Origin of the sequence: Pseudomonas sp. Marseille-Q5115, from assembly GCF_916618905.1 — a bacterium.
Classification (GTDB): domain Bacteria; phylum Pseudomonadota; class Gammaproteobacteria; order Pseudomonadales; family Pseudomonadaceae; genus Aquipseudomonas; species Aquipseudomonas japonica_A.
Genome location: NZ_CAKAKI010000001.1, coordinates 1,349,486 through 1,373,946 on the forward strand (window position 1 = coordinate 1,349,486; position 24,461 = coordinate 1,373,946).

General features: G+C 60.4%; 21 protein-coding genes and 1 pseudogene. 11 read left to right on the plus strand and 11 right to left on the minus strand.

Features of this window, described 5'->3' with window-relative positions; translation table 11 throughout:
• The first annotated feature begins 284 nt into the window (after positions 1-284).
• From LG385_RS06590 to LG385_RS06610, 5 genes are all read left to right on the plus strand, one after another.
• A complete protein-coding gene (locus LG385_RS06590; protein WP_225773395.1) occupies positions 285-1,730 on the plus strand; it encodes a purine-cytosine permease family protein in 1,446 nt (481 codons plus the stop codon).
• Positions 1,731-2,611: 881 nt separating this feature from the next.
• A complete protein-coding gene (locus tag LG385_RS25650) occupies positions 2,612-3,343 on the plus strand; it encodes a methyl-accepting chemotaxis protein (RefSeq protein ID WP_225776184.1) in 732 nt (243 codons plus the stop codon).
• A 109-nt stretch (positions 3,344-3,452) separates the two neighbouring features.
• Positions 3,453-4,343, plus strand: coding sequence for a glycosyl hydrolase family 28-related protein (locus LG385_RS06600; protein ID WP_225773397.1), 891 nt, complete (start codon positions 3,453-3,455; stop codon positions 4,341-4,343).
• 2 nt (positions 4,344-4,345) lie between these two features.
• Positions 4,346-4,792, plus strand: a complete 447-nt coding sequence (locus LG385_RS06605; protein WP_225773399.1) for a calcium-binding protein — start codon at positions 4,346-4,348, stop codon at positions 4,790-4,792.
• A gap of 218 nt (positions 4,793-5,010) precedes the next feature.
• Positions 5,011-5,961 (plus strand): M10 family metallopeptidase C-terminal domain-containing protein, encoded by a 951-nt coding sequence (locus LG385_RS06610; protein ID WP_225776185.1) that lies wholly within the window; start codon positions 5,011-5,013, stop codon positions 5,959-5,961.
• Positions 5,962-6,014: 53 nt separating this feature from the next.
• Here LG385_RS06610 and msrA read toward each other — a convergent pair whose 3' ends face one another.
• From msrA to LG385_RS06630, 4 genes are all read right to left on the minus strand, one after another.
• Positions 6,015-6,521, minus strand: a complete 507-nt coding sequence (msrA, locus tag LG385_RS06615) for a peptide-methionine (S)-S-oxide reductase MsrA (RefSeq protein WP_225773401.1) — start codon at positions 6,519-6,521, stop codon at positions 6,015-6,017.
• Positions 6,522-6,586: 65 nt separating this feature from the next.
• Positions 6,587-8,608, minus strand: coding sequence for a type I secretion target (locus LG385_RS06620; protein ID WP_225773403.1), 2,022 nt, complete (start codon positions 8,606-8,608; stop codon positions 6,587-6,589).
• Between the two features lie 129 nt (positions 8,609-8,737).
• Positions 8,738-10,456 carry a PAS domain-containing hybrid sensor histidine kinase/response regulator gene (locus LG385_RS06625; RefSeq protein WP_225773405.1) on the minus strand — a complete coding sequence of 573 codons (1,719 nt, stop codon included), beginning with the start codon at positions 10,454-10,456 and terminating at the stop codon, positions 8,738-8,740.
• Between the two features lie 151 nt (positions 10,457-10,607).
• The gene (locus LG385_RS06630) at positions 10,608-11,543 is read right to left on the minus strand and encodes a hypothetical protein (protein ID WP_225773407.1); all 936 of its coding nucleotides are present in this window, start codon (positions 11,541-11,543) and stop codon (positions 10,608-10,610) included.
• 320 nt (positions 11,544-11,863) lie between these two features.
• On the opposite strand from LG385_RS06630, the gene LG385_RS06635 reads away from it, so the two are divergent.
• The 5 genes and pseudogenes from LG385_RS06635 to LG385_RS06655 all read left to right on the plus strand — a co-directional run bounded on the left by LG385_RS06635 (position 11,864) and on the right by LG385_RS06655 (position 16,924).
• Positions 11,864-13,213: a M10 family metallopeptidase C-terminal domain-containing protein gene (locus LG385_RS06635; RefSeq protein WP_225773409.1), complete on the plus strand. Its 1,350-nt coding sequence runs from the start codon at positions 11,864-11,866 to the stop codon at positions 13,211-13,213.
• 115 nt (positions 13,214-13,328) lie between these two features.
• Positions 13,329-14,111 (plus strand): alpha/beta fold hydrolase, encoded by a 783-nt coding sequence (locus LG385_RS06640; protein ID WP_225773411.1) that lies wholly within the window; start codon positions 13,329-13,331, stop codon positions 14,109-14,111.
• A 30-nt stretch (positions 14,112-14,141) separates the two neighbouring features.
• Positions 14,142-14,264, plus strand: a pseudogene (locus LG385_RS06645) (carboxymuconolactone decarboxylase family protein); the annotation flags it as partial.
• 280 nt (positions 14,265-14,544) lie between these two features.
• Entirely contained in the window at positions 14,545-16,236 is a 1,692-nt protein-coding gene (locus LG385_RS06650; RefSeq protein WP_225773413.1) for a GPI inositol-deacylase, read from the plus strand.
• 22 nt (positions 16,237-16,258) lie between these two features.
• On the plus strand, positions 16,259-16,924 hold the full coding sequence (locus tag LG385_RS06655; RefSeq protein ID WP_225773415.1) for a hypothetical protein: 666 nt from the start codon (positions 16,259-16,261) through the stop codon (positions 16,922-16,924).
• Between the two features lie 552 nt (positions 16,925-17,476).
• On the opposite strand, the gene LG385_RS06660 is transcribed toward LG385_RS06655, so the two are convergent.
• The 5 genes from LG385_RS06660 to ribBA form a co-directional block, all read right to left on the minus strand.
• Positions 17,477-18,610: an ABC transporter ATP-binding protein gene (locus tag LG385_RS06660; protein WP_225773418.1), complete on the minus strand. Its 1,134-nt coding sequence runs from the start codon at positions 18,608-18,610 to the stop codon at positions 17,477-17,479.
• On the minus strand, positions 18,607-19,428 hold the full coding sequence (locus LG385_RS06665) for an ABC transporter permease (protein ID WP_225773420.1): 822 nt from the start codon (positions 19,426-19,428) through the stop codon (positions 18,607-18,609). The genes LG385_RS06660 and LG385_RS06665 overlap by 4 nt, the downstream gene beginning before the upstream one ends.
• Positions 19,429-19,433: 5 nt before the next feature.
• A complete protein-coding gene (locus tag LG385_RS06670) occupies positions 19,434-20,354 on the minus strand; it encodes an ABC transporter permease (protein WP_225773422.1) in 921 nt (306 codons plus the stop codon).
• Positions 20,339-21,364, minus strand: coding sequence for an ABC transporter substrate-binding protein (locus LG385_RS06675; protein WP_225773424.1), 1,026 nt, complete (start codon positions 21,362-21,364; stop codon positions 20,339-20,341). The genes LG385_RS06670 and LG385_RS06675 overlap by 16 nt, the downstream gene beginning before the upstream one ends.
• A gap of 213 nt (positions 21,365-21,577) precedes the next feature.
• Positions 21,578-22,690: a bifunctional 3,4-dihydroxy-2-butanone-4-phosphate synthase/GTP cyclohydrolase II gene (gene ribBA, locus LG385_RS06680; protein WP_225773426.1), complete on the minus strand. Its 1,113-nt coding sequence runs from the start codon at positions 22,688-22,690 to the stop codon at positions 21,578-21,580.
• Between the two features lie 72 nt (positions 22,691-22,762).
• Between ribBA and LG385_RS06685 the strand changes: the two genes are divergently transcribed.
• Complete coding sequence (locus LG385_RS06685; protein ID WP_181112328.1) at positions 22,763-23,050, plus strand: DUF1330 domain-containing protein; 288 nt, start codon at positions 22,763-22,765, stop codon at positions 23,048-23,050.
• Positions 23,051-23,095: 45 nt separating this feature from the next.
• Here the strand turns inward: LG385_RS06685 and LG385_RS06690 are convergent, their stop codons facing one another.
• Together LG385_RS06690 and LG385_RS06695 are read right to left on the minus strand one after the other, a co-directional pair.
• The gene (locus LG385_RS06690) at positions 23,096-23,659 is read right to left on the minus strand and encodes an NUDIX hydrolase (protein WP_181112326.1); all 564 of its coding nucleotides are present in this window, start codon (positions 23,657-23,659) and stop codon (positions 23,096-23,098) included.
• A 1-nt stretch (position 23,660) separates the two neighbouring features.
• Positions 23,661-24,413 carry a GntR family transcriptional regulator gene (locus LG385_RS06695; RefSeq protein ID WP_181112324.1) on the minus strand — a complete coding sequence of 251 codons (753 nt, stop codon included), beginning with the start codon at positions 24,411-24,413 and terminating at the stop codon, positions 23,661-23,663.
• Positions 24,414-24,461: the final 48 nt, after the last annotated feature.

Genomic DNA, 24,461 nt, shown 5'->3' on the forward strand with positions numbered 1-24,461 from the left:
TGACAAGGGCGAGCACCGGATGGATTCGAACCGTCACATATTGGTATACCATAATACGCGCGGTCGCAAGGGATTTTGAGCCGACAGGTGGCGCTCCGCCAAGGGTTACGGTGCCTGCACCCTGTATTAAGGTCCGCTTCACATGCTCGGCATGCGATGGAGGTGGGGAAGAGGGTTGAGATTTATGGAATACCATAATACGGTGTGTTCCGTCGGAGGCCGCCTGCGGTTCTCCCGGTTTGGCTTCATACAACTACAACAACAGACAAACACGAGACCCCCGCATGTCTGAACAGACCCGCTCTGCCTTGATCGAAAACCACACGGTCGATCAGGTGCCGCTCAGTGCTCGCCACGGCAGCGTGCGCGACCTCTTCACCCTCTGGTTCAGCACCAATATTGCACCGCTGCCTATCGTGACCGGCGCGATGGTGGTTCAGGTATTCCACCTGAACCTGCTCTGGGGGTTGGTGGCCATCGTGCTGGGCAACGCCCTCGGCGGCGTCGTGATCGCATTGGCGTCAGCCCAGGGGCCAAGGCTGGGCATTCCCCAAATGGTGCAGAGCCGTGGCCAGTTCGGCCGCTACGGCGCGCTGTTGATCGTGTGCGTCACGGCGCTGATCTACGTGGGGTTCTTCATTTCGAATATCGTGTTGGCCGGCAAGTCCATCCATAGCCTGGCCCCAGCGGTGCCGCTCGAAGGCGGCATTCTTCTCGGGGCTTTGGCCGCGACGGTGATCGGCGTGCTCGGCTACCGCTTCATTCACGGCTTGAACCGCCTGGGCACCTGGGTGATGGGCCTGGCGCTGCTGGCCGGTTTCGCCATGGTGCTGACCCAACCGCTGCCGGCCGACTTCCTTGGCCGCGGTGCTTTCAACCTCAGCGGGTTCATTGCCACGCTGTCCCTTGGGGTGATCTGGCAGATCAGTTTCTCCCCTTACACCAGTGACTACTCGCGTTACCTGCCGCCATCGGTGGGGGTATGGAAGCCCTTTATCGCCACCTACCTCGGCGCAACCCTGGGCACGATCCTGTCATTCAGCTTCGGCGCTGTAGTGGTGCTGGCAAGCGCCCCCGGCACCGAAGCCATGCAGGCGGTGGAGCAAGCCACCGGTGCCCTTGGCCCGGTGCTGATGGTGCTGTTCCTGCTTAATATCATCAGCCACAACGCCCTCAACCTCTACGGCGCGGTACTGTCGATCATCACCTCGATCCAGACCTTCGCCGCCGGCTGGACGCCCACGGTGAACGTAAAGGTGCTGCTATCGGCTGTGGTGCTGGCGGCCTGTTGCTTCACGGCGCTAGGTGCGTCGGCGGATTTCATCAGCCGCTTCATTGGTTTGATCCTGGCACTGCTGTTGATTCTGGTGCCGTGGGCGTCCATCAACCTGATCGACTTCTACTTGATCAAGTACGGCTTGTACGACGTACCGTCACTGTTCCGCGCCGATGGCGGCCTGTATGGGCGCTTCGACGGCCACGCCATCGGTGCTTACGCCGTCGGGATCATGGCCCAGCTGCCGTTTGCCAACACGGCGCTGTTCGTGGGGCCCTATGCCAACCTGGTGCCCGGGGCGGATTTGTCCTGGGTTGTCGGGATAGCGGTGACCTGCCCGCTGTACTTCTGGCTGGCGTACGACCAGGCGGCGGTGAAGGCGCGGCGCAAGGCGATGCAAGGGCAGCGTGCCAGCGGTGCATCCGGCGCAGATAGGGTGTGGCCGCAGGGCTAGGCCGTTCAGCGGAAACAATCGCCTGGGTTAAATTAGCGAGGGGCTGCGCCGATACCAGAAAGGGAATGGACAAGGAGCCAATCCGTCCGCATTTCTTTCTATATAGGCATTTTATGAGCCGGTCCCTGACCCACCTTGAGCAGCACTACCGTAAAGCGGACACCATCATGCTGGCCGTTGTGTGGCTGATGTTCGCCGCGTCGCTGGGGCTGGGCATGGCCACCGACACCTGGGGCCAGGCCCTCGCCGTGGGCGGCTCCAGCGCCCTTGTGCTAACGGTTTTGCGCCAGCTTATGCCCGGTTCAAGGGTGTTGCGGTGCGCCATGGGCGTTGGCTTCATGGTGCTCGCGGCCTTGCATATCAACCAGAGCGAAGGGATGACCGAACTGCATTTCGGCATCTTCGTTCTGCTCGCCTTTCTGGTGTTTTACAGGGACTGGCTTCCGATCGTAGTGGCCGCGGGCACCATCGCCGCACACCACCTTCTGTTTTTCTTCCTTCAACAGCACCTCGCTGCCGTTCATGTAACGCCTCATCACCACTTGAGCATCGTGTTGCTGCATGCCGCCTACGTCGTGGTGGAGAGCAGCATTTTGGTTTACATGGCGGTACGCAGCCAGGCCGAAGCGCGTGAAGGCGATGCATTGCTGGACATCGTCAGCCATTTGGATACCAACCATGGGAAGATGGCCCTGAGTTATCGCAGCCAGACCTGCGGGCCGGTGATTTCCCGCTTTCACGCCTTCCTCGACCAGCTGGAGCGGATGGTCAGTGAGCTTATTGATGAAGCCGAAACGCTCGGCAAAATGAGCGGTAGCCTGAGCTCGGTCACAACAGTGATTCGCAGCGGGGCTGGTCGTCAGATGGAGGTTGCCGAGCGAATGAATGGCGCCATAGGTACCCTGACGGGCTCGATCTCAGAGGTGGCAAGCTGCGCCAACCAGGCGTCGGTGGTGGCGTTGGCGATCAACGATCGCTCCCGGGAAAGTACAGCGGCCGTAGAAGCCATTCGTGAGGAAGTGGACACGCTTTCTCGCAATATTGATGTGGCGGACCGCGACATGCAGGTGCTCACCGAGGCGTCGAATGAAATCGGCCAGGTGCTGGAGGTTATCCGCGGGATCGCCGAACAAACCAATCTTCTGGCACTCAATGCCGCTATCGAGGCCGCCCGAGCCGGTGATCAAGGGAGAGGGTTTGCAGTGGTCGCGGATGAGGTGCGCAACCTCGCCCAGCGCACAGCCCGCTCTACCTCGGATGTAAACGCGTTGATCGAGCGTTTGCAGCAAAGCACGGCCCAGGCCACAGCCGCCATGGGGCACAGCCGCCAAAGTGTAGGGCGCTGCGTGGCCGGGAGCCAGCAAGCGGCAGGGCTGCTTCGTCAGGTCGCTGGGGAAATCGCGCAGATCAGTGCTATGAACCTGCAGATCGCCGCCAGCACGGAGATTCAATCCTCCAACAGCAGCGACGTGAGCGAGCACCTTGAGCAGCTGCAAGAAGTTGCCAAAGGCAATGTTCAGGAGGCCGGTGTGCTGGAAGGCAGTTCAGGCTTGCTTGGCCAGGCTACTCAGCGGCTGGTAAGCCTGAGTGCGCATTTTGAAGCCAGGCCGTAGCCCACGGCGCGCCAGGTACGCCTGCACCCCCACCTGCTAGCCTTGATTCACCGCGCCGTTCCACTTGCCGTACCCACCCATTGCGAACGTTCGCGGTTGGGAGGTAGCCATGGCTACGCTATTTGATGTGAAGGACTTCGGCGCCACAGGCGACGGGGTAACGGACGACACTTTGGCGGTACAGGCGGCGATCGATGCCGCCGCTGCGGCGGGGGGCGGGCGAGTGATCCTGCCGGCGGGCACGTACCGCATCAGTCCTGGCAGCGATCACACTGGCTTGTTGCTCAAAGACAATGTGGCGCTGGATGGCGCGGGCATGGGCTTGACTGTGATCAAGCTGGACGACAGCAACGACCTGGTGACCGGGCTGCTGCGTGGTGCGGGGGACAACCTGGAAATCAACCGCCTTACCCTCGATGGGAATGGGCGAGGTGAAAGGGGCGTGTCCGATTGCTGGAGTACCAATGGCACCACCAACCTGCTGCTGGACGCCGTAGAGGCGGTGGGCGGCTCCGGTTACGGAATTGACCTGCGCAGCGCACAGGGAGAGGTGACTGTGCGCAATTGCGTGGCGCGTCAGAACGGCCTGGACGGGATTGCGGCCGACACCGCCGCGGTGGTTCTGCTCCAGGACAACGCTTCATACCTGAACCTCGGTGCGGGCTACAGCCTTGGCGGCAATGTGCGGCTGGAGGACAGCGAAGCCTCGCGCAACGGCGGTGATGGCATTCGCCTGGGCGAGCAGCCGTTGAGCGACCAGCAAGCGATCGTGGACGGCGGCATTACGCTTGCCAATGGCGGCAATGGCGTGTTGATCAATGCCGTGGATGGCTTTCAGGTCAGGGGCTCGAGGTCAACAACAACGCCGGTTATGGCATTCATAGCGCCGGCGGGCGCGAAGGGGAGATTGCCTACAACACGCTGCATGGCAACTCGCTGGCCGGCGCAACCGCGGAGATCTGGCTCGACGCCGCGCCGCAGCGCTTCGCAAGGGATGTGACGGTGCGCGGCAACCTTGTAACAGGGGAACACCCCGGTCAGCGGGGGATCGTCGAAGCGCCCAACGCCGGTGACTACAACCGCGTGATAGACAACGTGATCAGCCAGATGGTCGATAACGTGACCGTACAGGGCGCCCATAGCGTTTCCCTGGGCAACCGGGAGTACGCGTTTACCTTTGGCACGGGCGGCACCGACGCGCTCACCGGCACCCTGGCCCGGGACGTGGTGTTCGGCAATGACGGAGATGACCGGCTCAACGGTGACAATAATGACGACGTGCTGATCGGGGGCCGTGGTGGTGACCGTCTGGTAGGCGGTACCGGCAACGATGTGTTTCGGTACCTGGCCACCAGCGACAGCTACCGTAACGAGGCCGGGAGCCAGACAGACCTGATCACTGACTTCGCCTACGGGCAGGACCGCTTTGACCTCACCGCGCTAGGGTAGAAGGGCGTGGGCGACGGGCATTTCGGCACCCTGAAGGTGACCTACGATTCTGCCCGGGACGTGACGTATTTCACCAGCCTGGACCCCGACAGCCAGGGCAACCAGTTCGAGTTGGCGCTGGAAGGGGCAGCCGCAGCCTCACCGACGCGAGCTTCCAGCAGGCCATCAATGGCCGCCAGGGCTCGGACAGCCTGCACGGCACCCTCGCCGCAGAGACGCTGTACGGCAGGGGGAAAAGCGACGTGCTCTTCGGCAATGATGGCGATGACCTGTTGGTAGGGGGCGCGGACGGCGACCAATTGACGGGCGGGGAGGGCGCGGACCTCTTCGTGTATACCCAATTGAGCGACAGCCTGCGTGACGCCACCGTCAGCAATGATCCGCGGCGCGATACGCTCACTGATTTCGACGGCTCGGAGGGGGACATGATCGACGTGTCCGCGCTGGGCTTTTTCGAGCTGGGGGATGGCTTGGGCGGCACCTTGAAACTGACCGTGAACGCCGCGGGTACCCGCACCATTCTAAAGTCCTTGATCGAAGACCGTAACGGCGACCATTTCGAGCTGCAGTTGCTCGGTGATTACAGCGAAGGGCTGGCGGGTGCGAACATCATCTGGGCGCACTCGCAAGGCACCCAGGTGTATCGCACCTTGCCTACCGAGGCAGACAACTATCGTGGGCTGGCCGGTTCGGACTACCTCAAGGGGCTGTCGGGCAACGATACGTTGCGAGGCGCTGGCGGCAACGACCGGCTTGATGGCGGGACCGGCAACGACCTGCTTGTGGGCGGCATGGGCGCGGACCGGTTGACCGGCGGCTCGGGCATGGATATTTACCGCTACACCAGCGTTAGTGAAAGCGCTCGCTCCGATCAAGGTAATACGGTGGATACCCTCACCGATTTTTCGGTATACCGGGACAGGATCGACCTCAGGCTGTTGGATTTCACTGGCTTGGGCAACGGCCACGACGGCACGCTGAAGGTTAGCTACAACGAACGGCTGGACCGCACTTACCTGAGCGACCTGGACGGCGACGCTCAGGGGCAGCGGTTTCAGGTAAGGATGGTCGGGAACCTGCTGGACGCATTCGATGGGGATAACCTACTGATCACGCCACAGGCGGAGACGTTAGGGCTGTTGGGCGCAGATGCGGGGATAAGCCTGTAGGGGCCGGCGTGACGGCCAAGCCCCCGACCCGAAGCGCCCCCGCCTAAGGCACCTTAGCCGCGCTTTGGCAGCTTCCAGTTCGGCCGAATGAAGTGGCAGGTGTAGCCGTTGGGTATCCTCTCCAGGTAATCCTGATGCTCGGGCTCCGCTTCCCAGAACGGCCCCGCCGCTTCGATTTCAGTCACCACACGGCCAGGCCACAACTTGGAGGCGTCCACGTCGGCGGCGGTATCTTCAGCGATGTCGCGCTGCTCTTCGCTCAGGTAATAGATCGCCGAGCGGTAACTGGGGCCCAGGTCGTTGCCTTGGCGGTTGGGCGTGCTCGGGTCGTGAATCTGGAAGAAAAACTCGAGGATCTGCCGGTAACTGATCACCGCCGGGTCGAAGGTGATCTCGATGGCTTCGGCGTGATTACCATGATTGCGGTAGGTGGCGTTCGGAACATCGCCGCCGGTATAGCCCACCCGGGTGTGCAACACGCCGGGGTAGCGGCGCAACAGGTCCTGCATGCCCCAGAAGCAGCCGCCGGCAAGGATGGCGGTTTCGGTTTGGCTGGTCATGGTGTGTATTTCCCTGGGAGAAGATCAGTACATCCCGTTATGGGGGCGCAATGGGGGATTCCAAGTTATCCAACCGTGTGATGATCCGCTGCCACGCCTAGCAGCACGGGTTCGGCGGCATCGCCCGGTTGGGCGAACACGAACTGGTCATTGCTCAAGGTGGCGCCCAGGTCGCCGGCCAAGGTCAGCTGAAAGCGCTCGCCGTCGGCGTTGGCGTCATAGTTTTTCAGGTAGGTATCGTCGCCGTTGGCACCGACTACCACGGCCAGGGTGCCGTTGTGCCCGTCGCCGAGGCCGGTGAACCCCAAGGCCGACACGTCGATCCGATCGTCGTACACGTTAAAGTCCAGGATTCGATCGCTGAAACTCATGGTGTTGTTGCGATAGCTGTCCTCGAGGGCGGTGAAGCGAAAAGTGTCCGCCCCGGCATAACCAGACAAACGATCGCTACCGCCGCCGCCAATGAGTGTGTCATTGCCCAGGTTGCCGAAGATATTGTCGTTGCCCGCTCTTCCCAGCATCTCGGACGTAGCGGCGGTGGTGCCGAAATAGTCGGGCCCGTCGGTACCCTGGCTCACTTCAGGGCTGAACAGCACGTTGGTGTCGTTGAGCTGGCTGGCCAGGTCGCCATCGAGCACGATCTCGAACCGATGGCCCTGGGCGTCTGGCTCGAAGCTTTTGAGGTAGGTGCGGCTGGCATCGGCGTTTTCCCTGATTGCCAGGGTGTGGCCGTAGCCATCGCCCAGCCCCGTAAAGGTGAGAGCGGCCAGGTCCAGGCGATCCTCGTTGGGGTCAAAGTCAACGATGCGGTCGCTGAAGGCTTCTGTGGCGGTACGGTAGCTGTCATCGACGGCGGAAAACCGGAACACATCGATCTGGGTGCCGCCTCGCAATTGATCGCGGCCCGCGCCACCGTCAAGCAGGTCATTGCCAGTGCCGCCGGAAATGACTTCGTCGGCCGCGGTGCCTACTATCAAGTCGTCGCTCCCGCTGCCGACGAGGCGGTGCACGCCGTCGACGAAATCGCCGAAGTGGGTATCCAGGCTGCCATCTGCGTTGAGTTGCAGGGCAGCGAAGTCCGAATCCCCCTGGCTGTTCACAGCCCCGCCCGTGAGAAGGATCTTATCGTTAGCGACCACCGTTACCGTCTGCGCGCTGTCCGCCTCGCCGTTGAAATCGAAGGTGGCTTTCCCCCCATCAGCGAAGGTGCTGTCCAGGCTGCCGTCCGCGTTCAAGCGCACCACGCCAAAATCCTGGTCGCCCGCACCCGTAGCGCTTGAGCCGGTTACCAGTACCTTGCCATCCGCTTGTATCGCCATGCCGTGGGCGAAGTCATCGCCGCCGGCAACGTCCACGGTGGCGGTACCGTGATCGGCGAAACTCGTATCTACAGTGCCGTCCACGTTATAGCGGGTAATGGAAAAATCAGTGTCAGTTCCGTTCGTGTCATAGCCTGCGATCAGCAGTTTGCCATCGCTTTGCAAGGCGAGCGGCGTATGGCCGTCGTACTGCGTTCCTGGTTGTAAGGCGTAGGTGGCGATGCCATCGGCCCCAAACTGGTCGTCGACCACACCATTGCCGAACACATGCGTTACGTAGAGGGACGTGTCAGTACGGGCGCTCGCCAGGGTGGTGCCATAAAACCTCGGTATCTCCGGCGCAAGCTGGAGGCTGCTGTCGATCGGTACAGCGCCATCGGACGGAAGGGGAATGCTTGCAAGCAACGAGGGACGTTCGTTGGGGTGGCTCCCCGGGGAGTACACGTCGAGCTGATAGGCATTGTCACGATATGAAATTTGGCTGGTTTGAATGTTTGCGTAGGCGGGCATCGTGAAATCGGTGCCGTCGCCCGGGGTGTTGGTCGTCGGCAGCCGCGCGATACCGTCCTGGTTGTAGGCGAAGTCCAAGAGGCCCGATGCGCTTAGCTGTACAACGGTGTAGCCAGCGGGTTCGCCGTTCAAAGGCAGCCCCACCATTCGAATCTGCCCATTGTGCAGCACGGCCACGCTGTGGCTGGAATCATCCAGGCCAGGCACATCGATCGTGGTTTTGCCGGTTTGCGACGGAGTAGCGGCAGCAGTGGACATGGCGATTCCCTCCAGCGGTTAACGGGCGGTTTGCACCACTGCGGGCATGTTGGCTCGGGCAACCGTTCCTGAGCAGGTGGCCTGAAAGGTTAGCTCATGCTGGCGTCAGTGCAGGGCGACGGTGCGGGGTCACTCAACAGCCCATCGACACGGCTCGTGAGCGCATCGATCTGGAAGGGCTTGGTCATCAAGTGCATGCCGGGTTCGAGCATGCTTTCCCAGCTCAGCGCGTCCTGCACGTAGCCTGTGATAAACAGCACGGTAAGGCCTGGAACGAAGGCCCCTTGCCGCGTCGGCGACCTGTCGGCCGTTGAGGCCGCCCGGCAGGCCAACGTCGGTGACCAGCAAATCAATCCTGTTGCTGGATTGGAGCAGCTGCAAGCCGCTCGGCCCATTTTCGGCTTCGTGAACGTTGTAACCCTGATCCTTCAGTGCATCGCGGATCAGCATCCGAATCGTGGCGTCGTCATCGATTACAAGCACTGTTTGGTCTTTATCGCCCCTTGTCCGTGGCAAGGGTGAACGGGATATTTCGGCGGGGATGCTGGTTGTACTGGACCTGGGAAGCAAAAGAGTGATTGTGGTACCCACGCCGACAAACGACTCGATATGGACGTTGCCGCCTGTTTGGCGGACGAACCCGTGAATCATTGAAAGCCCAAGCCCGGTACCTTCGCCCATGGGCTTGGTAGTGAAGAAGGGTTCGAATGCGTGGGCAATCACATCAGCACTCATACCGCTACCGTTGTCGCTGACGCTCAAAAACAGGTATTCCCCGGCAGGCAGGTCTCGGTCGGTGGCAGCACCTGCATCCAGCACATACGCCCCAGTGCGGATGATCAGATCGCCTCCCGCGGCCATCGCATCGCGAGCGTTGATACATAAATTGAGCAGGGCATTTTCCAACTGATTGGCGTCAACCAGGCTCAACCAGTCAGTGGGCTCGCCATGAATTTCAACATGCACCGAAGGGCCGACGGTACTTCGAATGAGCTCCAGCATGCCTGTGGCCAGAAGGGTGATGTCCGTAGGGGTAGGCGCCAACGTCTGCCGACGTGAAAAGGCCAACAAGCGGTGCGTTAAAGCGGCGGCGCGGCGGGCAGCACCGTGGGCGGCGTCGAGGTAGCGCTCGGTCTCTTCCACGCGGCCCTGGCGGATCCGCAACCTCAGCATACCCAGGCTGCCGATAACACCCGTCAGCATGTTATTGAAGTCGTGGGCAAGCCCGCCGGTGAGTTGCCCCACCGCTTCCATTTTCTGGCTTTGCCTCAGCTGTTGTTCCAATAGCCGCTGGGCAGTCATCTCGATACCAACGCCCGTACGCCGGACCGGCTCGCCGGCGCTGCTGAAGTAGGTGTGGCCGCGTGAGAGTACCCAGCGTATTGCACCGCCCGGATGAACGATGCGGTACTCAAGTTCAAGGTCACCGCTGTCCACCAGCCCGCCCGCCATGGTCGTTCGCAATGCGAGAAGGTCGTCGGTGTGAACATTGGCAAGGAAGTCCTGGCGCTTGATGCCCGCTGCGGCCTGCACCGGGTCGATCCCGTACAACTCGCTGATACCCGCGTCGCAGTAGAAACAGTCGTTGGAGACTTCATACGTCCACACGCCAACGCCGCTCACCGCAGAAAGGGCCAAGCGAGCGAAATCCATAGAGTCGTGCAGCGCCGTTTCCGCCTCTGCCTCGGCCAACACGTCACGCTCCGTGGCATTGGAACCCTGCATGAGCCTCAAGGCAGCGTGCCGGGCATCAGCGAGCGTGGCGTAATGGCCGTCACGTACCTGAGCCTCGAGCAATGCGGTGAGCGCAAGATCAAGTGGCAGGTCTTGGGGGATCCGGTAGGACATGCGCGGGTCTTCAATGGGAGGGGAGGCAAGGTGCTAGTATCTCATACCCGGCTGATGGGCCCGTATCTATGTCAACTGCTGGGGTGTTGGCGGGTAGTGACCAAGAGCGGGATGTGCGGGCGGGCGAACGTCACCATTCGCCGTGACACCTCTAAATCTCTAATTTTGCGCTGTCCAGAAGATGAGGTTCGCGCCAGAGATTCTCAAAGCTATTCTCGTCGAGGACCTTGGACATGCGCATATCGGCGTTTGCCCATATTTTTCCAATCCTCAACGCCATGTTTACTACAATTGTCGCATCTGCTTCAGCGATCTGAGCGAACAATAAAACGTTAGCGATACATAAGAGCTCTGTACGAAGCTGGCCAGCAATACCTGGGAAGTCGTTGGAAGACGATAGCGGGAGGACGCGTTTGTGACCGTATTCCTTGAGTTCTTTCAAAGGATGCTCCAGCTGCCAGGTAATCATGCCCTTGGTCTGCACAGCTAAATACACTCTGAGTTGACGAACCAATCCTGCCAGATCGACAAAGTGTGCCAGCCACACCACCTGTCCATTTTGTGCGGTATCGTGCATCAAATCGAAAGTCGATTTAAGGCGCTGAAGCTCCTTTTTTAAAGTTGGATTCATGGAAAGCTCGCCGGTTTGAGTCTTGTGGGTTGAATCGAGCAGCCGCCTTAGAGTGACGGTAGGGACAGGATACTCGACGGTAAACATCTCGGCGTCTTCCACTTTTCTGAAGGGCGTTCGGAAGGGAGCGTCGCTGAATAACGAAAGCGGAACTGCAGATTGATCCTTCGCATATACAAGGAAAGTGCTCTGGACCGTCTCCCAGGCTGCGGCAGCACTCTGCAAACTCGATTCAATGAGTTGCTGCACAGCGACATGAAGAGTCATGATAGCCAGGAAGGCTGCAATGCATGCGAGTGGAAAGGTGAAAAGTTCGAGCGCATGCTTCAAGCCTTCGGCCGAAGGGTCAAACTTCAGCTCTTCATGAGAAAGAATGAGGAAAATCGAAACCAGGAATGTTGCCAGCACCAAGAACTGAAGTGCGGAGAATACTTTCAGGAAGGTGTGTGGCTTCATCTCGATTTGCTCCAGTGGGCAATTTTGACGTCTGCGCCGGTCGCCTATTACATTCAAAGAGGATTTATATGCGGCCATGACGTTCGAATAGTAGATCAGGCCCAGCGAATGCACGGGTAACCTTGGGGAGGCGGAGGGGCACTGAAGGTTGGCGCATCAGCCCGCAGGGCTCGCCCGCCGATCGCCGCACGTGCGCCATTGGGCAGATCCGCCAGCGCAGCGCGATAACCTGTGCCAACGTCAACTCACCGGCCAGGGCCGCAGCAGGCCAAGGTTCTTTCCAAATACCCGCGCTATACCTGCCGACAGGGGCCTCCCCAATGTCTGATGCCGAACGCGCCGCAACCACCGTTGACCTGACCAAACCCAGCAAGGCTTATCAACGCCTGGACGACTATTCGCACCTCTATGAGCGGGGGGTAACGGATTGGGTCAATGACATTTATCCGTCCTACACCGTGGACCAGGCGGCCGCGGAAATCACCCGATATGGCTACAGCATCGCCGATACGAACGATAACGGTACGGTGGCGCTGACGTACAGTTTCACTCGGGAACAGCCCGACAACTATGACACCAGCCTGGGGGACTTCAGCGCCTTCTCAGAGCGTCAGGAGGCGCAAGCTCGCCTCGCCATGCGTTCATGGGCAGACGTTACAAACCTGACCTTCAAGGAAGCGCCCAGCGGGGGCGAAGCCCACCTCTCGCTTGCCAACTATTCGGCCTCCAACGGTGCGACCGCCTTTGCCTATTACCCTACCGGCGATGAGCATGATGGCGAATCCTGGTATCACGTGAGCGCGAGCGACCAGGACAATGCCCAGGCCGCGCTCAACAGTTATGGGCGGCAAGTACTGGTGCACGAACTTGGCCACAACCTGGGCCTCGCCCACCCGATTGATTATGACATCGAATTTGGTTTCTCCGGTGAGTACGCCGAGGACTCCACCGGCTACACCGTGATGAGTTACTGGTCCGAGACGGGGAGCGGGCAGAACTTCAAAGGCGCCTACGCGTCGGCGCCGCTGATGGACGACATTGCCTCGGTGCAGTTGCTGTACGGCGCCAACCTGGAAACCCGCAGCGGCGGCACCGTGTATGGTTTTCATTCCAACAGCAACCGGGAAGAAATGATCGCGACCTCGGCGGCCAGCAAGGTCGTTTTCTCCGTGTGGGACGGCGGTGGCGTGGATACGCTGGATTTTTCCGGCTACCACACCAACCAACGGATCGACCTTCATCCCACCGGTTTCTCCGACGTGGGCGGGCTGATTGGTAACGTGTCCATCGCGCAGGGTGTGAACATCGAGAAAGCCTTCAGCGGCTCGGGCAACGACTACCTGATCGGCAACGGAAGCGGGGACAAGCTCTGGGGAGGCGCAGGCGCCGATACCTTTGTGTATTTCACCGAGGCGGACTCCACCCAGGCTGCGCCCGACCGGCTGATAGATTTTGTGAGCGGCCAGGACCGTATCGACCTTTCCGGGCTGCCTGTGGACGGCAGCGATACCATTCATTTTGCATCGACCCTGGACGGCACCGCCGGGGCGGCGGTACTGCGCGAAGCGGGCTATGGCAGCAGCCTTGCCATTGATTTCGATGGCGACCAGGCCGCGGACTTCTTATTGAAGATCCTGGGCGACGCACAGGTTGGTGACATGCTGGTGTAGCTTTCGGCGCGTGCGCCAAACCGTAGCACAGCCGTGCAATCCCGGCGGCGCTCGGGCCGTTAGGCTGGGGTGAAGCTTCGTGCGAATGGTCGCGCGGCTTCAAAGGGACATAACAATGAACAGGTTGTTGACCGCATTAGCCGCTGCCACGGCCGTGGTTGCTTCGCCCCTGTGCCTGGCCGCCACCCCAGCCGCCAAACCCACCATCGTGCTGGTGCATGGCGCCTTCGCCGGCTCCAGCAGCTGGAATGGTGTGATCAAGGTGCTGGAAAAAGACGGCTATACCGTCGTTGCTGCCGCCAACCCCTTGCGCAGCCTCAAAGGTGACGCCGAATCGGTCACCAACCTGCTCAAGGGCATCGACAGCCCGGTGGTGCTGGTAGGCCACTCCTACGGCGGGCCGGTTATCAGCGAAGCCGCCTATGGGCAAGCCAATGTCAAAGCGCTGGTATACGTTGCCGCCTTTGCACCGGAGGTAGGTGAAAGCGCGGTGGCGCTCAGCGGGAAATTCCCAGGCGCAACGCTTGGCCCCGCGCTGGCCAAGCCCGTTGAGCTGGCGGGCGGAGGCAAAGACCTGTACATCCAGCAAAGCAAGTTCCACAGCCAGTTCGCCGCCGATGTGCCCGAGGCAGAAGCCCGCCTGATGGCCGCCACGCAGCGGCCGGTCACCGAGGAGGCGCTCAACGAAGCCGCCACCGATCCCGCCTGGAAAACCCTCCCGTCGTGGTGGATCTACGGTGACAAAGACAAGAATATCCCGCCCCAGGCCATGCAGTTCATGGCCGAGCGGGCGCATTCCAAGCAGACGGTAGTCGTCAAAGGCGCCTCGCACGTGGTGATGGTCTCCAACCCTGACGCGGTCGCCAAGCTGATCGAAGCGGCGGCTAAGGCGAGCTGAGGCAGCCCGGCGTATCGGGCTACATGGTTGATGACTGGGATTGGCGTGCTGAAGCAGCTCTCTCCGGACTCGGTCAACGGCTATATGACGGCCAGCGGCGCGGGCGGTAAAGGCCAGAGCAGTCGTGACTTTTTGGAGAACCGTACCCAGGAGTGGGCTGAATCCTCTAACGGTTTTAAACCACCCGCTCTGGCGTTTAACTGAAAGCGAGCTAACTTCAACATCACACTACTCGCACTCTTGGGCCGTGAGCCTGTTCAAGCGCCGACCAAGGCTGCTGATCAGCGTCGCCGGGGCTGGTCATGCCGCCAGCGGCAACCCAGGAATTACAAGATCCTCGCCTATGCCTAAGGCGCGACTTCGTTGTAAGGGTCGGAATCAGGCAGGCGCCGAGCACCTGCCGGCGTCCGACCCGAACAAAACGGAGCCCGTCATGAATAAGCATCATCCTTACCATCCAATCATTTATGTGCGTGGCTTTGCCGCCACCAGCGACGAAATAGAAGAAACGGTTGCCGACCCTTATATGGGTTTCAATATCGGCTCATCTAAGTCGCGGCAGCTGTGGAACGGCAAGGTCCAGAAATTTTTTTTCGAGTCTCCCATGGTGCGCCTCAAAGACGAGATCGTATGGCTCAACCAAGGCATGCAGCAGAGCGAGCGCCGTTACGACGACATCTACGTTAACGGCCAGGACCTTACCGAACCCGACCCCAAGGATCCAACCCAGCCATTATTGCGTGGCATCGCGCTCCCTTATCAATCCATCATCATCTTCCGCTATTACGACGAGGCATCAGAGACCTTCGGTAGCGGGAATACCCCCCCGATTCAGCACTTTGCTAAAGGGCTGAGCGATCTGATTCTTCGGGTGCGCGCGTTAGTGTGCCGCCAGGGGGATGACCCTATAACGGGCAAGCCGCTGAATAATGAAGTGACCAAGGGAGACTTCCGCTGTTATCTGGTAGCCCACTCCATGGGTGGCCTGGTTGCCCGTGCCTTTTTACAAAACCCCAATTTAGGCAGCTCCGAGGCGCGCAAGGCCGTCGATAAACTGTTCACCTACGCTACGCCGCATAACGGTATCGATCTGCGGATTGTGCGCAATGTCCCTGCATGGGCCACGTTCGGAGACGCTAACAACTTCAACCGTGACCGCATGGCCGACTACTTCGCCATTCCGCCGGAGCAATTGCTACCCCCTAATGAGCCACAGGTTTCCGTGCTGACCAATTTTCCAGCCGAGCGGGTATTTAATCTAGTGGGTACCAACCCTAGCGATTACACAGTCATGAAAGGTATGAGTGCGTGGGCAGTGGGTGATCGCAGTGATGGCTTAGTCCGGATCGTCAACGCCACGACCTTTTCCCGCTGCGGAGATCAGATAGTCCATTCCCCGGCGGCCTTTGCTCATCGCAGCCATTCGGGTCACTACGGCATAGTTAACTCGGAAGAGGGATACCAGAATCTAACGCGTTTCCTGTTCGGGACCCTGCGTATCGATGGGATACTGGACATTGAAGAATTGACCCTGCCTGCTGACATACAGGCTGAAAAAAGCAAGGGCAAAGAGGTAAGGGCGTCGTATCAATTCGAAATCGTCGCCAGCGTGCGAGGCAGCCAATGGCAGATGCACCGTCGGGTTGTCAGGGAGAACTCGGCAATCCATCGAATGTACGATGAGCTGTTTTCGATGGTTAATGGTCTACCTACCCCCGACCGAAGCAATAGCCCTCATTTGTTCTCGGTGTTCCTAGACGAGACCAAAAGTGTAAATCAGGCAAAGTCTGTCGCCTTCGCGTTCGATCTGGCTGTGCTGGTGCCTGACTATACCGTCGATAATATCTTCTGGCGGGACCAGCATTATGAGGGCAGCTACATCTACAGAGAGCTGATTCTGGTGGAGGCCATCCCGAACCCCACTGAGCCCAGTGGGTACGAAATGTTCCATGGTTTCCAGAGCGAAACGCCCAACCAAGCAACGAAAAAATGCACGACCCAGGAGTTGCCAGATAAGAAAGGCGTAAGCTTTTCCATTCCCATAAAAACCCTACCTGGTATACGGCCTGGTATTTTAGCGGCGTTGCGCATAGAAATTCGGCTTTGGAATCGGGATACGGTGTAGGAGCGTATGATTGATGAGGCGCATGGCTCGAAACATAGCTGTCGTAATGTTTGGCGTATTGATGCCTGTTTTTTTGCTCGTTACCGCCTATAGCAATCTCCAGGTAGTATCGGAGAAACTCTATCCTACAGAATCTGAGCGAGCATTGCTCGAGGGATTCGCGCCGCTCAAGGAGGTTTTCACCAGTGCGAATGACTATATACTTTATTCCCTCATGTATGTAGAGCAGTCAAACCAGAAGACTATGCTAAATAAGCAAGCCATGAAGCTTACGATTATTCATATTGGCTTCGCGGTCATGTGTCTTGGTATTATGTTTGTCGTGCTCGGCATCAATGATGGGGGGGCTGAGGCGGGAGCGCCGCTGGCGGGAGGGCTAATCAATATAAAGACGGCTTCCACGGGTTTTGCGATATTCTTCAGTGGGGCAGTTATGGCTTCCGGTGGTGCATTGTTGAATAATCATTATGCGACCGCAGCTGTGCCCGGCTATATACAAGTGCTTACACAATTTTCCCCGCCATCTGGCCTCCCTGGCTCTATGCCTGGCTCCCCAGAAAACATCGCGTTAGTGAAACAGAATCAACTTGTCGAACTCTTCAATCGCTGTAAGGCACGCGAGGCCAGCAAATTTCAAAGGTGCTTGGTGAGTGTGGTCACTCAGCTCTATCGCGAGGAACTGAAATGAAGAATTTCGCGCCACTGTTTATGTTAATTATTGTATCGGCTGGAGCTCTATTTTCTGCCGCGGATACCTATGCAATCTGCATAATCTTGGATGAAGGCGAGGAATGTACCGCGACACCTGACCCTCCAGCGTCGCCGACTATACCTCCTGCCAATCCTACCCCGGCCTATGGCGTGTCATCACCTTCTAAGGGAGGGGTGAACATCCAAGTTCCTGACTTAAAAGCCGAGTCACTGTACGGAAAGCCCGGAGGATGGATCAAACAGGACGCCATTGTTATTCCTTCGTCCGAAATTATGGGTCGATAGATTGGGCACGACGTTTTTCCGGAACGGCAGATAAACCGAACACTATGGCAATGTTAGGCCGGTTTGGCGGCCTGCATACCAGCTGGCAGCCGCCCATGGTCTGATCTCTGCTGGGCGCTGCTGTTGCGATCCCAGCTGAGTGTGCTGGCCTTACGGCTTCTCCGGTAGATTGCCTCGGAACGACTCCAGATACGTACGCTAGTAGCGAAAAGCGTTGAAGGGCCACTCATTAGTCCCTATCCCCTCACCCCTTCTTCAAATCCGCAGCCGCCCATTCCGTATACACGCAGGCATCACCCGCCGCCCAGCGCACGCGAACGGCTTCGCCCGGGGTGAGCGCCATGCCGCTGGCGGACAGTGCCTTCACCGTAAGGGCGGTGCCGCCGGCGGTGACGGCCGAGCAGGTCTGGCTTTCGCCCAGGAACAACACTTCGCTTACCGTAGCGGCCACTTCATTCCAGCCTGGGGGCAGGGGTGTGGCGGCGGCTGCGGCCTGACTAAGGGCGAGGGCTTTCTCGGGGCGGACCATCAGCAACAGCGGTTGCTGGCTGCCGGTTTGGGCCTGTGGCCGAATGCTCACGGGCTGGCCTTCGAACACCGCGCCCGCGTTGCCGGTGGCCGTTGCCTGGAGGAAGTTGGAGTTGCCCAGGAACGAGGCCACGAACGCATTGGGCGGGTTCTGGTACAGCTCTACGCCGCTGCCCAGGCCCACCACTTTTCCATGGCTGAAAATCGCGATGCGCTGGGACAGCCGCATGGCTTCTTCCTGGTCGTGGGTCACGTACACGATGGTGATGCCCAGGCGCCGGTGCAAGTGGCGCAGTTCGTCTTGCAGGTCTTCACGCAGCTTTTTGTCCAGCGCGCCCAGCGGTTCGTCCATCAGCAGGATGCGTGGCTCGTACACCAACGCCCGGGCAATGGCCACGCGTTGCTGCTGCCCGCCCGACAGCTGGGCTGGGCGGCGATGGGCGAAGGCTTCGAGCTGCACCAGCTTGAGCATGGCGTTCACGCGCTTGTCGCGCTCGGCGGCGGGCAGCTTGCGGATGGCCAGAGGGAAGGCAATGTTGTCGCGCACCGACATGTGCGGGAACAGCGAATAGCGCTGGAACACCATGCCGATGTCCCGCTTGTGCGGCGGCACGTTCACCAGCGAGCGGCCGGCCACTTCGATCTCACCCGAGCTGGGCGTTTCGAAGCCCGCGAGCATGGACAACGTAGTGCTTTTGCCAGACCCGCTGGACCCCAGGAAGGTCAGGAACTCGCCGTCCTGGATCTCCAACGACAGGTTGTCCACGGCGGTAAAGTCGCCATAGTGCTTGTTCAACTGGCGCAGGCTGACCAGCGTGGTGTGCGGCGTTGGCTTGAGGATGGCGTTCATTGCAGCTCCAAAGCGCGGGCGTCGTTGCGGCGGCGCAGGCCGGTGGCGATAAGCATGACCAGTACCGACAGGGCGATCAGCAAGGTCGAGGCGACGGCGATCACCGGGGTCAGGTCCTGGCGAAGGGTGGTCCACATCTTTACAGGCAACGTTTGCAGGGTAGGGCTGGCCATCATCACGCTGAGCACTACCTCATCCCAGGACACCAGGAACGCGAACAGCCCCCCGGAGATCAACCCCGGCCGAATGCCGGGAAAGGTTACCCGCAGGATCGCCTGTATCCGCGAGGCGCCGCAGATCACCGCGGCGTCCTCGATGGAACGGTCGAACAGCTTGAGCGAGTTGATGATGGAGATGATGGTGAACGGCAGCGCCACGATCACATGGCTCACCACAAAGGAGAACAGCGTGCCGGTGAGGCCCAGCTTGAGAAACAGTGCGTACACGGCCACCGCGATGATCACCAGCGGCACGATCATCGGCAGGGTGAACAGCGCATACAGCAGCTCCCGCCCGATGAATCGGCCACGTACCAGGGCGAAGGCCGTCGGCACACCCAGCGCGACCGCGAACACGGTGGTCAGTAAGGCCACCTTGAGGCTCGACCAGGCCGCGGCCATCCACTCGGCGTTGGCGAAGAACTGTGCATACCATTTCACCGTCCAGCCCGGTGGCGGAAACACCAGCCATTGGGACGAGCCGAACGACAACAACACGATGAACACCACCGGCAACAACAGAAACAGCGCAATCACCCCGGTGGACAGATAAAGGCCCCAGCGCAGGCGCGGGCCCATGGCGTTGGCAGTGAGCAACATGTGCATTACCTCCCGTTGGCAGCGCCCACCGGAGACTCCGGCTGCAGCTTGAGATAGACGTAAAACAGCACCAGCGTGATCAGCACCAGCAAGGCCGCGGCAGCGCTGGCCAGGCCCCAGTTGAGGAAGGACTGCACCTGTTGCACGATGAACTCCGGCAGCATCATGTTCTGCGCGCCACCCAGCAGGGCAGGGGTCACGTAGTACCCCAGCGACATCACGAACACCATGAGGGCGCCCGAGAACAACCCGGGGCGGCACAATGGCAGGAACACTCGCACGAAGTTGGTCCAAGGGGTGGCGCCACAGATCGCGCCCGCCTGTATCACCATGGGGTCGATGGCCTGCATGGTGGCCTGCAGCGGCAGCACGATGAAGGGGATCATGATGTAGGTCATGCCGATCACCACGCCGGTGAGGTTGTGCACCATCTCCAGCGGCTGGTCGATGATGCCCAGGGCCATCAGCGCCTTGTTGATGACACCGGACGCCTGCAGCAGCACCAGCCAGGCATAGGTACGTGCCAGCAGGCTGGTCCACATCGACAGCAACACCACGTTCAGTAGCCAGCGGCCCCAACCGCGCGGTACCAGGGTGATTACCCAAGCGAGCGGGAACCCCAGCAGCAGGCTGAACACAGTCACCAGCCCGGCCACGGAGAAGGTATTAAGCAACACCCTCGCGTAAGCGGAGTTGGCGAATAGTTGTTCGTAATTGCCCAGCCCCGGGGTGGGCTCCAGCACCCCGCGCAACAGCAGGCCAATCAACGGCGCGAAAAAGAACAGCCCGAGGAAAACCAGCGCCGGCAGCAGGTTCCCACTGCCGCGCCAGGGCCGTTCACTCTTGCCGGCCACAGGCCGTGCAGGGGTTGCGGCACCGGGCAACGGCAACGGGGCAGCGGTGTGGAGCTTCACTTGACCAGCCATTCGTTCCACCGTGTGGCAATAGCCGGGCCGTTCTTGGCCCAGTATGCGTAGTCGAGGGTGATCTGGTCTTTGGCGTAGGCGGTGGGCAGGTTAGGCGCCAAGGCCGAATCCAGGCGAGGGATGCTGTCGTTGTTCACAGGCGCATAGGCGGTAAGGTTGGAAAAATCAGCCTGGCCTTTGGCACTGCTGGCCGCCGCGAGGAAGCGCATGGCGGCGGCCTTGTTTTTCGAGCCTTTGGGAATGACCAGGAAGTCGGCCATCACCAGGTTCTGCTTCCAGCTCACCCCTACCGGTGCGCCGTCCTGCTGGAGGGCGTAAATCCGCCCGTTCCAGAACTGGCCAAGCGTGGCTTCGCCTGACGCCAGCAGCTGCTGGGACTGGGCGCCGCCGCCCCACCACACAATGTTGGGCTTGATGGTGTCCAGCTTCTTGAAGGCGCGGTCCAGGTCCAGCGGATACAACTTGTCTGCTGCTACGCCGTCAGCCAGCAAAGCCAGTTCCAGTACGCCCGGGCTAGGCCACTTGTACAGGGCGCGCTTGCCGGGGTATTTGGCGGTGTCGAACAGCGCCGCCCAGGATTGCGGCGGCGTGCTGCCTACCTTGCCTTCGTTGTAGCCCAGTACGAAAGAAAAGTAGAACGAGCCCACGCCGTTATCGGACACAAAACGCGGGTCCAGCGTGTCACGCTTGATCACCGAGAAATCCAGCGGCTCCAGCAGCCCTTCCGCGGCGGCACGCAGGGCAAAGTCAGCTTCCACATCCACAACGTCCCATTGCACGTTGCCGCTCTCGACCATGGCCTTGAGTTTGCCGTAGTCGGTCGGCCCATCCATCACCACGTTCACACCGCTGGCCTTGCTGAACGGGGCAGCCCAGGCATCGCGCTGGGCGTCCTGGGTGGAACCGCCCCAGCTGACGAAACTCATGGTTTCGTCCGCGTTGCAGGCGCTGCCGCCAATTGTCAGCAACCCGGCAACACATGCCGCGACCGCCTGTTTTCTAAACACCATGATTACGCCCTCGCTTTCTTGTGGTTATGCGGGCTGTGTGGCACCCGCGTTTGTTCGGGAGCAGTGGTCCAGTGGACGTGAAGCGTGGCCGGATCGGGCATCAGCGTTGCTGTGAATACAGGTGCACTGATCAGTTATGGCCTTGGAATATCATATTATGGTATTCCAAAAATTGCGCAAGAGCTTCCCGTCGTTACAGGGGCTTTACGGCTGTCAGGCGGGTTCGAACGGTAGGTTTTCCACCACTTCAAGGTCATAGCCGGCCAAGCCGTTGTACTTGATCGGTGGGCCCAGGTGGCGAATCTTGCCTACGCCCAAATCCTGCAAAATCTGGGCTCCGGTGCCGGTTTCCGAATAGGTACGGGTGGCGCCCGGGGCAAAGCGCTTGGGCGCCTGGGTCAGCTGTGGTACCCGTTCGAGCAGCGCCTGGGAGGATTCGTGGTGGGCGAGGATCACCACCACGCCATGGCCCGCGTCGGCCACCTTTTGCAGCGCCGCCCAGAGGGTCCAGTTGGCCGGGCCCGTGTATTCGGCGCCCACCAGGTCGCGCAGCGGGTCAATCGCATGCACGCGCACCAGCGTGGGCTGGTTGCGCATCGGTTGGCCCATCACCATGGCCATGTGCACGCCGCCGGTAATGCGATCTTCGTAGGTGAGCAGGCGGAAGGTGCCATGCACGGTGGGCAGTTCACGTTCGCCGATACGCCTTACCGTGTGTTCGGTGCTCAGGCGGTAATGGATCAGGTCGGCGATGGTGCCGATACGAATGGCATGCCGCTGCGCAAAGGCTTCCAGGTCGGGCCGGCGGGCCATGCTGCCGTCATCGTTCATCACTTCCACAATCACCGAGGCCGGCGTGAAGCCCGCCAGGCGTGCCAGATCGCAGCCCGCTTCGGTATGGCCGGCGCGGGTAAGCACGCCCCCATCCCGCGCACGTACCGGGAAGATATGCCCCGGCTGCACGATGTCTTGCGCACGGGAATCCGGGTGTACTGCAACGGCGACCGTGCGAGCGCGGTCGGCGGCGGAAATGCCGGTGGACACACCAGTGGCCGCTTCGATGGACACGGTGAACGCGGTACTGAAACCGCTGCCGTTGGTGGGCACCATCTGTTCAAGCCCGAGGCGCTGACAGTGCTCGTCGGTCAAGGTAAGGCAAATAAGCCCCCGTGCCTCGCGGGCCATGAAGTTGATTGCCGCCGCATCGCAGCTATCTGCCGCCAGCAGCAGGTCGCCTTCGTTCTCGCGGTCTTCGTCATCAACCATCAACACCATCTTGCCTTGACGGTAGTCTTCCAGGATTGCTTCTATGCTGTCGAACGGCATGGCACTCTCGATACGCGCAATGATATAAGTTGGTATACCATATTACACATTAACCAAGATGAGGAGCACCGCATGAAAGGCTATTGGATCGCCCACGTGGACGTGACCGACCCGGAGCAATACACCCAATACACGAGCCGCGCGCCAGAGGCCTTCGCGCGTTACGGCGGCCGGTTCCTGGCCCGCGGCGGGCGCTGTGAAGCCATGGAGAACGGCCCGGCGGCGCCCCGCAACGTGGTGATCGAGTTCGATTCCTACGAACAGGCGGTGGCTTGCTACAACTCGCCGGAGTACCAGGCGGCAGCGGCGCATCGGGAAGGGGCGGGAGTAGCCAGGATCGTTATTGTGGAGGGCGTGTAAGCGGCGGGTGATGGTTGAGAGGGCGGAGCCTGGGAACACCAGGATTCACCGCACGAAATGAACCTGCCCGTCTTCGTCATTGCCCATGTACAGCCCATACACCCCGGCCGCGCGTTCGTGGATGTAACGCTCGAGGATCTGCCGGATGGCCGGGTAGTAGATGTTGTCCCAGGGAATGTCATCCGGCAGGAACAGGCGCCGGTCCAGGGACTCGCTGCCCCAGGTGTCTTCCATGCTCACCAGCGCCGCGCGGAACACGATGTACACCTCGCTGATGCGCGGCACGCTGAAGATGGAGTAGGGCGCGACGATGCGGGCCTGCACCCCGGTTTCCTCCCACACTTCCCGCAGCGCGGCCTGCTCCGTGGTTTCGCCGGCTTCCATGAAGCCTGCCGGGAGGGTCCAGGTACCAGGCCGCGGCGCGATCGCGCGCTGGCTCAGCAGGTAGCGGCCTTCGTGTTCCACGATGCACCCGGCGATGATCTTCGGGTTTACGTAGTGAACGAAGCCGCAGGTGGCACATAACAGCCGTGAGTGTGTGTCCCCGGGTGGGCAGCCGTGTTGCAGGTCGGCCCCGCCGCATTGCGAACAATAGCGGGGCGCAGGCATGTCAGCGGCCTACCGCAGGCTGAGGTACAGCCAAGGGTTCGATCATGTCAGGCAGCTTGGTGTCGCTTTCCTGCTTGCGCCGCAGGTAGTCGAGCGCAACCCGTGCAGCGGCGTGGACATGATCCACAGACGCTTCGAAGGCGGCCTTCGGGTCGCCGCTTTTGATCGCTTCAACCATTTTTTCCATTTCATGGTTACTGGCGCCGCGTCGGTTTTCCTGGGACACCGAGGTCGCGCGCAAGTAGCTGATGCGGGCCTGGAGCTGGCGCAGTTGGGTGGCTGCTACCTGGTTGCCACAGCCTTCCATGAGCACTTCATAGAAGCCTTGAACCGAGTCCAGAACCTGCGGCAGGTCACCTTCTTCCAGTGCCTGGCGGTTCACCGCGAGGGCTTTTTCCAGTGCGCGGATGTTCTTGGCCTTGGCGCGCAGGGTGAACAGCTGCACGATCAGGCCCTCGAGCGCGGCGCGCAGCTCGTAAATGTTGCAGGCGTCCTCCAGCGTGATGATCGCCACGCGAGGGCCCTTGGCGTCGGCAAACTCCACCAGGCCTTCGGATTCCAGGTGGCGCAGCGCTTCGCGTACGGACGTGCGGCTCACGCCCAGGCGGTCACACAGGTCCCGCTCCACGAGGCGGTCGCCCGGCAGAAGCTGGAAATTCATGATGGCGCTGCGAAGTTTGTCGAGCACGATCTCGCGCAGTGTCACGGGATTGCGATTGACCTTGAAGCTGTCGTCGAGTGGCGTGCGTTTCATAAGTGCTCTTGAACTCAGGTAAAGCGGAGAGTGCGTATCTTTTCATTG

Coding starts and splice junctions, on each gene's coding strand:
- LG385_RS06660 (WP_225773418.1), bottom strand. CDS start 18,610: ATGAACGCCATCCTCAAGCCAACGCCGCACACCACGCTGGTCAGCCTG.
- LG385_RS06640 (WP_225773411.1), top strand. CDS start 13,329: ATGAACAGGTTGTTGACCGCATTAGCCGCTGCCACGGCCGTGGTTGCT.
- LG385_RS06690 (WP_181112326.1), bottom strand. CDS start 23,659: ATGCCTGCGCCCCGCTATTGTTCGCAATGCGGCGGGGCCGACCTGCAA.
- LG385_RS06685 (WP_181112328.1), top strand. CDS start 22,763: ATGAAAGGCTATTGGATCGCCCACGTGGACGTGACCGACCCGGAGCAA.
- LG385_RS06665 (WP_225773420.1), bottom strand. CDS start 19,428: ATGTTGCTCACTGCCAACGCCATGGGCCCGCGCCTGCGCTGGGGCCTT.
- LG385_RS06675 (WP_225773424.1), bottom strand. CDS start 21,364: ATGGTGTTTAGAAAACAGGCGGTCGCGGCATGTGTTGCCGGGTTGCTG.
- LG385_RS25650 (WP_225776184.1), top strand. CDS start 2,612: ATGAATGGCGCCATAGGTACCCTGACGGGCTCGATCTCAGAGGTGGCA.
- LG385_RS06620 (WP_225773403.1), bottom strand. CDS start 8,608: ATGTCCACTGCTGCCGCTACTCCGTCGCAAACCGGCAAAACCACGATC.
- ribBA (WP_225773426.1), bottom strand. CDS start 22,690: ATGCCGTTCGACAGCATAGAAGCAATCCTGGAAGACTACCGTCAAGGC.
- LG385_RS06635 (WP_225773409.1), top strand. CDS start 11,864: ATGTCTGATGCCGAACGCGCCGCAACCACCGTTGACCTGACCAAACCC.
- LG385_RS06655 (WP_225773415.1), top strand. CDS start 16,259: ATGGCTCGAAACATAGCTGTCGTAATGTTTGGCGTATTGATGCCTGTT.
- LG385_RS06625 (WP_225773405.1), bottom strand. CDS start 10,456: ATGTCCTACCGGATCCCCCAAGACCTGCCACTTGATCTTGCGCTCACC.
- LG385_RS06650 (WP_225773413.1), top strand. CDS start 14,545: ATGAATAAGCATCATCCTTACCATCCAATCATTTATGTGCGTGGCTTT.
- LG385_RS06630 (WP_225773407.1), bottom strand. CDS start 11,543: ATGAAGCCACACACCTTCCTGAAAGTATTCTCCGCACTTCAGTTCTTG.
- LG385_RS06590 (WP_225773395.1), top strand. CDS start 285: ATGTCTGAACAGACCCGCTCTGCCTTGATCGAAAACCACACGGTCGAT.
- LG385_RS06600 (WP_225773397.1), top strand. CDS start 3,453: ATGGCTACGCTATTTGATGTGAAGGACTTCGGCGCCACAGGCGACGGG.
- LG385_RS06670 (WP_225773422.1), bottom strand. CDS start 20,354: ATGGCTGGTCAAGTGAAGCTCCACACCGCTGCCCCGTTGCCGTTGCCC.
- LG385_RS06695 (WP_181112324.1), bottom strand. CDS start 24,413: ATGAAACGCACGCCACTCGACGACAGCTTCAAGGTCAATCGCAATCCC.
- msrA (WP_225773401.1), bottom strand. CDS start 6,521: ATGACCAGCCAAACCGAAACCGCCATCCTTGCCGGCGGCTGCTTCTGG.